Below are 7,228 nucleotides of genomic sequence, written 5' to 3'. Positions count from 1 at the left end.
AATCGCGCTGTGTCCGTTTCACACCTTGTCCCATCGGGTTCTCCATTTATTGGGGGGGAAAGGTGTAAACCATATTCAGGACGGCACACAAGCATGCAAAAGGGGAACCGCGAGGTCCCCCTTTTTATATTCAGCACCCGGCAAACCAGTCAGGCCACCGCCCGCACCTCTCCACGGGCCCGCAACAGACTCTGGCGCCCCTGCCAGTAACCCTGCAGATAGCCGGACTCCAGCTTGACCGGGTCCTGGGTAAAACGGGAGACCATGAAATCGGCCGGTGGCGCGATCACCTCGATCTCGCAATCGGCAGGGGGATTGGCAATGAAATCGAGTGCCCGGTTGTAGGCGCGATCCCGCTCCAGCATGGCTTGCGCCAGTGCAGGCTGGGTTTTCAGCAAGGCTTTGACCATCCAGCAAAAACGGGCCGGCTTCTTGCGATATCCCCAGGGTTCCGACAGCACCACTGTCATCCGCCGCGCCCCGCGCCGATAGGCCTCGATCACCGGAATGGAGTCGCTGATCCCGCCATCGGCCATCGGGCGACCATCGACGCAGGGGGTATCGTGCTGCACCACCGGCAGGGCGCAGGTGGCGGTCAGCACCTCATCCATGTTGTCGGGCCGCACCGGCAGATAGATGGCCTTGCCGCTCGCCACATCGGTCGCCACCGCGTAGAAGGGAATGTCGCGGGCGCAGAAAGTGTCGAGATCGAGCGGGAAGCGATGGCGACTGGCTTGCCACAGCCAGCAGATGTCCACCAGATCGCCCCCTTTGACGAAACGCAGGGGATCGAGAAACCGGGAGCTGCAAGCCAGCTCGGTGATGATGTGGTGACTGCGGCGCGGCTGCTCGCTCAGGTAGGAGACCAGATTGGTGGCACCGGCCGAGACGCCCATGACGAAATCGAACGGATAGTGATGGCTTTCCACGAAGGCATCGAGCACGCCGCTGGCAAAGATGCCGCGCATCGCGCCCCCTTCGACAATCAGGGCACAAGAGTGGGGATTAAACATAACAAGGCTCCGTCAGCTGTAATACCTGCCGAGATCGATCCCGGCCCAGTGATGGACGCCTTCATGCAGAACATCAAGACGCCGCAGCAGGACGATTCAGGCTCACTCGCGCAAGCCAGAGGCGGACAGGAGCAAACCTGAACCGTGAAGCGACCCCCAGTATATGCAGCGCACCAACCTTCAAAAAATGAATTTAAATAATAAAAAACATGCCCTTTTGGCATGATTTAGCACATCAGCAGATCCGGCCCTTTATCCTGTAACAGCCCCATCAGGATCAAGGCAGCCCGGGCCCGAACGTCCCGTCGACGGGGTTGTAGTGGTAGGCCCGATAATCAAAGTCCACCTTATCAAGGCGTGGATTGGCCAACTCGAACAACAGGCGTCTGGGGAGCTGCGCCTGCTCGAGGGAAGGTTTGAAGTGGCGCAGCCAGAGCTGTTGCAGCGAACCATCCCGCCACGCCAGCTTGAGGCCGACCGAGAGGCGGCGGATGGCGGCCTGATTATCCTTGTGGGTGTAGAAGAGGTGGAGGAAGGGATAGTGCAGTGCCACTCGCCGATCCACGGTGAGGCCGGGCAGATCACTGTGCTGCTCCTGCTCGATAAAGAGCTCGTTGGCACCGCGGCAGAAGAGGTCGATGCGACCGCGAGCCACCAGCTTGAACAGCCGCTCGTAACCGTCGATCTCCTGCACCTTGAAACCCCCATGACGCAGGATCTCCGCATCCTGCCAGCCACGCCCCTGCCCGTGCAGAAATTGCTGCAGCTCGGTCAGGGTATTGACCCTTGCCACCGCATCGGCCTGCTGCGGGCTGACAAAGCAGATGCGATAACCGAGGATGCCCAGCTCCACCGGAAAACGGACGTAATCCAGCGCTCCGCTCTCTGCGGCCGGGCGCAGACTGTCGGCCACAAACAGATTGGGGTATTGCTGAGTCTGCACAATCTGTCGCATCCGGATACGGTTCATCGGCGGCGCGGTTCGCAGCTCGTAGTCACCGAAGCTGTCGCGGGTCTTCTCCAGCGCCAGCTGCAACAGATCGCGAAAATAGAGGGTACGCAAGTCCCGATCGCTCTCGGGGCTGATATGAGTGATGACATCGCTCGCCCGAAGGGGAGTGGCAAGGAGGGAAAGACTGCACAGCAGCAAGCAGGAAGCGAGGCGATGAAAGGTCATACTGCTCATCCCGGAAATACACGCTCACTAGAGTGTAGCGCCGGGGCGAGCCGCCTTCTAAAGGGAAGCCTGGCCTACCAGAACATCCGGCCCAGCAGGGGCGCCAGCAGCACGGTCACCATACCGGCGATCATCATCACCATGCTGGAGACCACCCCTTCTTCGTTGCCCATCTGATAGGCCCTGGCGGTGCCGGCGCCGTGTGCCGAGGCGCCAAACCCCGCCCCCTTGCCGAGACGGCTGCGAATGGCCAGCACGGTGAGCACGCTCTCCCCCACCGCCATACCAATCACCCCGGTCAGCACCACAAACAGCGCAGTGAGATCGCTCTGACCACCGATGGCGCGGGTCGCCTCCACCGCAAACGGTGTGGTGATGGAACGCATCGCCAGACTGCGCTGCAACATGTCGGAGAGATCCAGCCAGCGGGCCAGCAGCACGGTACTCCCCACCGCCATGATGACCGAGGCGACCACCCCCACCGACAGCGACAACCAGTGGCGACGAATGAGCTGGCGGTTCTCGTAGACCGGCACCGCGAAGGCGACGGTGGCTGGGCCCAGCAGCCAGAGCAGCCAGTGGGATTCCGCCATGTAATCCTGATAGGGGATGTGGAACAGCAGCACTACCGCCACCAGCAGGGTCGGCGCCAGCAGCAGCGGCATCAGCGGCAGAATGCGCTTTTTGCCGTAGAGCCATTTGCTGGCGTAGTAGAAGAGCAGGGTGAGAGCGAAACAGATCAGCCCGAGCAGGGTATCAGACATGACGACGACTCCGGCGGGCCAGTTTCAGTTCGAGGCGGTAGACCCTGTCCACCACCAGCGCCGTGGTGCCGAGCACCAGAGTGGTGCTCACCAACAGCACCACCATGATGCGCCACCCCTCTTGCAGCAGCAGATCCTGATAGTTGACCACCGCCACCACGGCGGGGACGAAGAAGAGCAGCATCTCGGCCAGCAACCAGCGCGCACCGGCACTGAACCACTCTGCTTTGACCACCCCGAGCAGGATGCAGGCCAGCAGCAACAGCATGCCGGTAAGGTTGGCGGGCAGCGGCAGATGGAGGGTACGCACCGCGGTATCGGCCAGCAGCCAAATGGCTGCCAGCAACACAATCTGGAAGGGAGTCTGTAACCAGCGCAAGCAGAGGGCTTTCATGATCATCGTCTTTCTGTGAACCGGCTCACAGTATAGAGTTGAGCAAAACCTGCCAGAAATGAATTAAAATTATCAAATTCATGCCGCATAGGCATACTTCATCCCGTACCCGCCAACACGAGTCGAGAGAGTCCATGGATATTCGCGCCCTGCGCTATTTTGTCGAACTGGTGCGGGAAAAAAGCTTCACCCGCGCCTCTGAAAAGCTGTTCGTCACCCAGCCCACCATCAGCAAGATGATCCGCAATATCGAAGAGGAGCTGGGCCAACCCCTGCTCAACCGGGAAGGGCGCCGCTTCACCCTGACCGACAGCGGCCAGGTGCTGTTCAACCGGGCCCAGACCATCTTGGCGGAGATGCAACAGCTGGAGGCCGAACTGGCGGATCTGCAGAGCCTGCAACATGGTCGCCTCACCCTCGGCATTCCCCCCATGGTGGGTCACGTCTATGCGGATCTGATCCGCGCCTACCGCACCCGCTATCCCAAGGTGGAGCTGACCCTGGTGGAGTACGGCGGCCGCCGTATCGAACAGGCAGTGCTGGAGGGGGAGCTGGATCTCGCCATCACCATGCTGCCGACCAAAGAGGGGGGCGCCCTCAGCGCGCTGGAGCTGGATCAATACCCGATCCGGGTGGTGCTGCCTGATCAACCCCGCTGGCATGGCGATGCACCGCTCCGGCTGGAGTCTCTGCAGGAAGAGCCCTTCCTGCTCTATACCCAGGCGTTTACCCTGAGCGAGCGGCTGGAGCAGGCGTGTCAGGAGGCGGGCTTTGTGCCGCAGGTGGCGGCGCGCAGCAGCCAGTGGGATTTTCTCACCGCCATGGTACGCAGCGGCATGGGGGTCGCCTTCTTGCCGGAGCCGGTCTGCCACCGGCTGACCCCGGATGGTCTGGTGCTGCGGCCGCTGGAGCCCGAATTGAGCTGGCGACTCGGGGTGATCTGGCCGAGCGAGCGCTATCTGTCGCGCACCGCCGAGGCCTGGCTGGCCCTCTGCCGCCAGCGGCAGGCGCCTCAGTAATCGCCGAAGCGATCGGTTTGCGGATTGTAGAAGTAGGGGCGGTAATCGAAGCTGATCCCGTCGAGGAAGGGGTTATCCAGACGCAACATTCGGCGCTGGGAGAGCTTGGCAAAGGCGATGGCCGGGCCAAAGCTCTTGCGCCACAGCGCCTGTAGCGAGCCATCCTGCCACGCCAGCTGCAACCCCCGCTCGACCCGCTGCAGCGCCTCGCGATTGTTGGGATTGGTGTAGAAAACCCGGGGCAGCGGGTAGTAGATCAACAGCGCGTCATCCACCAGCAGATCCGTCATCTCCTTGTGGGTCAGCTGCTCGCTGCGCAGCTCGCTCACCCCGCGGCAGAAGAGATCGAAGCGGCCCCGCGCCACCATTTTGAACAGTTTCTCGTACCCCTCCACTTCCACCACCTCCATCCCGGCGTAGCGCAGGATATCCACATCTAGCCACCCCTTGCCCTGACCGAAGGTGAACTGCCGCAGCCCCTTGAGGTCGGTCACTTTGCTCACCGCCGCCTTTTGCTGCGGGCTGACAAAACAGATGCGGTAGCTGACGATGCCCAGATGGATGGGAAAACGGACATAGGCGAGCCCCAGATCCTCGCGGGTGCTGCTGTAGCTGTCCATCACAAAGAGGTTGGGATAGCTGTCGAGCTGCATGCTGACCCGCTCGCGCGCCTTGGTCATGGGCGGCGCAGGCTCCAGCAGATAGTCGCCAAACTGGTCGCGGGTCTTGTCGAGGGCGAGCCGCAGCAGCTCCCGATCATAAGTGGTGCGCGGATCCCGCTCGCTCTCCGGGCTGATATAGGTAAACCGGGTGGCCGCCTGTCCGGTCAGCGACAACATGCAGAGCAGAGCGGCAGCAAGCAGATGCAGGGGTGACATAAACCGCGCCTTGGCTGAAGGGGGTACTTTCAGTGTAGCCCCTGAGCGTGGGTGCTCGGCCCTGCCCCCCCACCCCCAACGCTTTCCTCCTTTTTTCGGCCAGTCGCATCCATCAGCCTACTCCCCCACCGGAGGTGTGCTTCTGAGCGCTGTGGCATAACGCTGATAGGCAGCAGAGTCGCGCACCTGCTCGATGGCATCCCACACCTGCTGGCTTTGTCGGGGATGGGTCTGATAGAAGCGGTGAGAGAAGACCAAATAGTAGGGCTTCTCCACCAGCACTGGCGACAGCCGCTCGATGCGAGTCTGCAACGCGGGATGGGCCGCCAGAATACTGTCAGCCACCTCGGTCTGGATGGCGGTCGCCTGCGCCCGATCCATCACCAGCTTTTTCAAAATGATCCGCGGGTCACGGCTGGAGTCATCCACCTCGGCTCCCGCAGCCTGCAACAAGTCGACGATGGAAAATCCTGACTGGGCCGCAACCACGCCATTGACCCTGAGGGTGGTGCCATCCCACTGGCTCTTACCCCCCTTGAGCTGGTAGAGACTGTAACTCTCTGTCAGCAGCCGCTTGGCAGGGTCGGGTTTGCCCTCACGCATTGGATAGACCCCCACTGTGGTCGCCCGCTCGACGCTATAGCTCATCTTGATGGCCGCATCCATCTGGCCACTGCTCACCTGAGAGAGGCAGCGCTTCCACGGTAGCGGCGTCAGCACGATCTCGGCATCAAGAGCGGTAGCAACCGCCTTGAGGTGATATTGCACAACCCCCTCCCCCGATTGCAGCAGCCAAGGGTAGGAATCACTGTTTTCAAAGCAGGTACGCAGCGTAAAGGCTGGGGTCGCACTGCCGGTGGCGGGCAGCAGCAACGCAATAAAGAGCAGATAGCGGGCAGATGCGCGCATGGGCCATATCCTTGGCGGCAATGATCTCTCCCTTACTCTATCAGAGCCTGCGCACCTGATAACTCGCCTCAGGGCAGTGAACCGAAATCATCCGCCAGCGGGTTGTAAAGGTAGGGACGATAGTCAAAACCGCCCTTGGGTAACTGCGGATTGCCGAGCCGGAAAATCTGGCGAGCCCCCAGATTGGCAAACACCAGCGAAGGTTGGAAGTGATGGCGCCAGAGCAGCTTGAGCGAACCATCCTGCCAGGCCAGTTGCAGACCGCGCGCAAGGCGCTCGCGCTCCTGAACGTAGCGGGCATTGCTGTAGAACACGTGGATCAGCGGATAGAAAAGGGCCAGATGGCGATCGACCGTCAAACCGGCCACCTTGCCCTGATGAGATTGCCACTCCGGCAGGATCTCGTTGGCCCCACGACAGAAGAGATCGACGCGCCCTCGTGCCACCATACGAAACAGCGACTCGTAATTATCCACCTCATGTACCGTCAGCCCGCCGTTGCGCAGGATCACCGCATCCTGCCAGCCGGTGCCCACCCCTTGAGTGAAGTGGCGCAACTGATCCAGGGTGTTCACCCGCGCCAGCTCGGCAGCACGATCCGAGCCGACGAAACAGACCCGATAGCCGAGGATCCCCATATCGATCGGGAACGGGATCGATGCCACCAGATCCGCCACCGCCTCCCCCTGATAAGGCCAGCTGTCGACAATAAAGAGGGCGTTTTTGCCCTGCTCCTGCACCTCGATCCGCATCCGCGCCTTGTTCATCGGCAGGGAGTCCAGCAACTCGTAGTCGCCATATTCGGGGCGAGTTTTCTCCAACGCCAGCTGCATCACCTCACGGTAATAACGCATCCGCATATCCTGACTGTTTTCAGGACTGAGCAGGGTAAAACGGGTGGCAGCCAGCAAGGCTGAGGGGAAGGATAAACAGAGGCAAAGCAACAGAAGTTGGTACATCATGGCTGAACTCATACAACGGGGTTCACCCAGTATAGACTGGCACACTCCCCGTTGAGCACGGGGCAATCACGGCTTGCGCGTCCGATCACAGGTAGGACAATCCGGGCCACCA

The 7,228-nt window shown here is 61.2% G+C and carries 8 protein-coding genes; 1 reads left to right on the top strand and 7 read right to left on the bottom strand.

Annotated elements, in window-relative coordinates; all coding sequences use genetic code 11:
* Positions 1 to 149 precede the first annotated feature (149 nt).
* From ACW5XC_RS08980 to ACW5XC_RS08965, 4 genes are all read right to left on the bottom strand, one after another.
* On the bottom strand, positions 150 to 1,013 hold the full coding sequence (locus ACW5XC_RS08980; RefSeq protein WP_042052319.1) for a patatin-like phospholipase family protein: 864 nt from the start codon (positions 1,011 to 1,013) through the stop codon (positions 150 to 152).
* 277 nt (positions 1,014 to 1,290) lie between these two features.
* On the bottom strand, positions 1,291 to 2,190 hold the full coding sequence (locus ACW5XC_RS08975) for a hypothetical protein (RefSeq protein ID WP_040068986.1): 900 nt from the start codon (positions 2,188 to 2,190) through the stop codon (positions 1,291 to 1,293).
* A gap of 74 nt (positions 2,191 to 2,264) precedes the next feature.
* Complete coding sequence (locus ACW5XC_RS08970; RefSeq protein WP_005341581.1) at positions 2,265 to 2,954, bottom strand: LrgB family protein; 690 nt, start codon at positions 2,952 to 2,954, stop codon at positions 2,265 to 2,267.
* Entirely contained in the window at positions 2,947 to 3,348 is a 402-nt protein-coding gene (locus ACW5XC_RS08965; RefSeq protein ID WP_040069042.1) for a CidA/LrgA family protein, read from the bottom strand. Before ACW5XC_RS08965 ends, ACW5XC_RS08970 begins: the two co-directional genes overlap by 8 nt.
* Before the next feature lie 134 nt (positions 3,349 to 3,482).
* On the opposite strand from ACW5XC_RS08965, the gene ACW5XC_RS08960 reads away from it, so the two are divergent.
* Positions 3,483 to 4,367 carry a LysR family transcriptional regulator gene (locus tag ACW5XC_RS08960; RefSeq protein ID WP_042052322.1) on the top strand — a complete coding sequence of 295 codons (885 nt, stop codon included), beginning with the start codon at positions 3,483 to 3,485 and terminating at the stop codon, positions 4,365 to 4,367.
* Here the strand turns inward: ACW5XC_RS08960 and ACW5XC_RS08955 are convergent.
* The 3 genes from ACW5XC_RS08955 to ACW5XC_RS08945 form a co-directional block, all read right to left on the bottom strand.
* Positions 4,361 to 5,245: a transporter substrate-binding domain-containing protein gene (locus tag ACW5XC_RS08955; RefSeq protein WP_081376047.1), complete on the bottom strand. Its 885-nt coding sequence runs from the start codon at positions 5,243 to 5,245 to the stop codon at positions 4,361 to 4,363. The two genes, ACW5XC_RS08960 and ACW5XC_RS08955, sit on opposite strands and share 7 nt — an antisense overlap.
* Before the next feature lie 117 nt (positions 5,246 to 5,362).
* Positions 5,363 to 6,154 (bottom strand): substrate-binding periplasmic protein, encoded by a 792-nt coding sequence (locus ACW5XC_RS08950; protein WP_042053579.1) that lies wholly within the window; start codon positions 6,152 to 6,154, stop codon positions 5,363 to 5,365.
* Between the two features lie 68 nt (positions 6,155 to 6,222).
* Positions 6,223 to 7,116 (bottom strand): hypothetical protein, encoded by an 894-nt coding sequence (locus ACW5XC_RS08945; protein ID WP_042053578.1) that lies wholly within the window; start codon positions 7,114 to 7,116, stop codon positions 6,223 to 6,225.
* Positions 7,117 to 7,228 lie beyond the last annotated feature (112 nt).

This window comes from Aeromonas sp. 25-AL00135, assembly GCF_054052385.1.
This window is presented reverse-complemented; position numbering and strand designations above follow the sequence as displayed.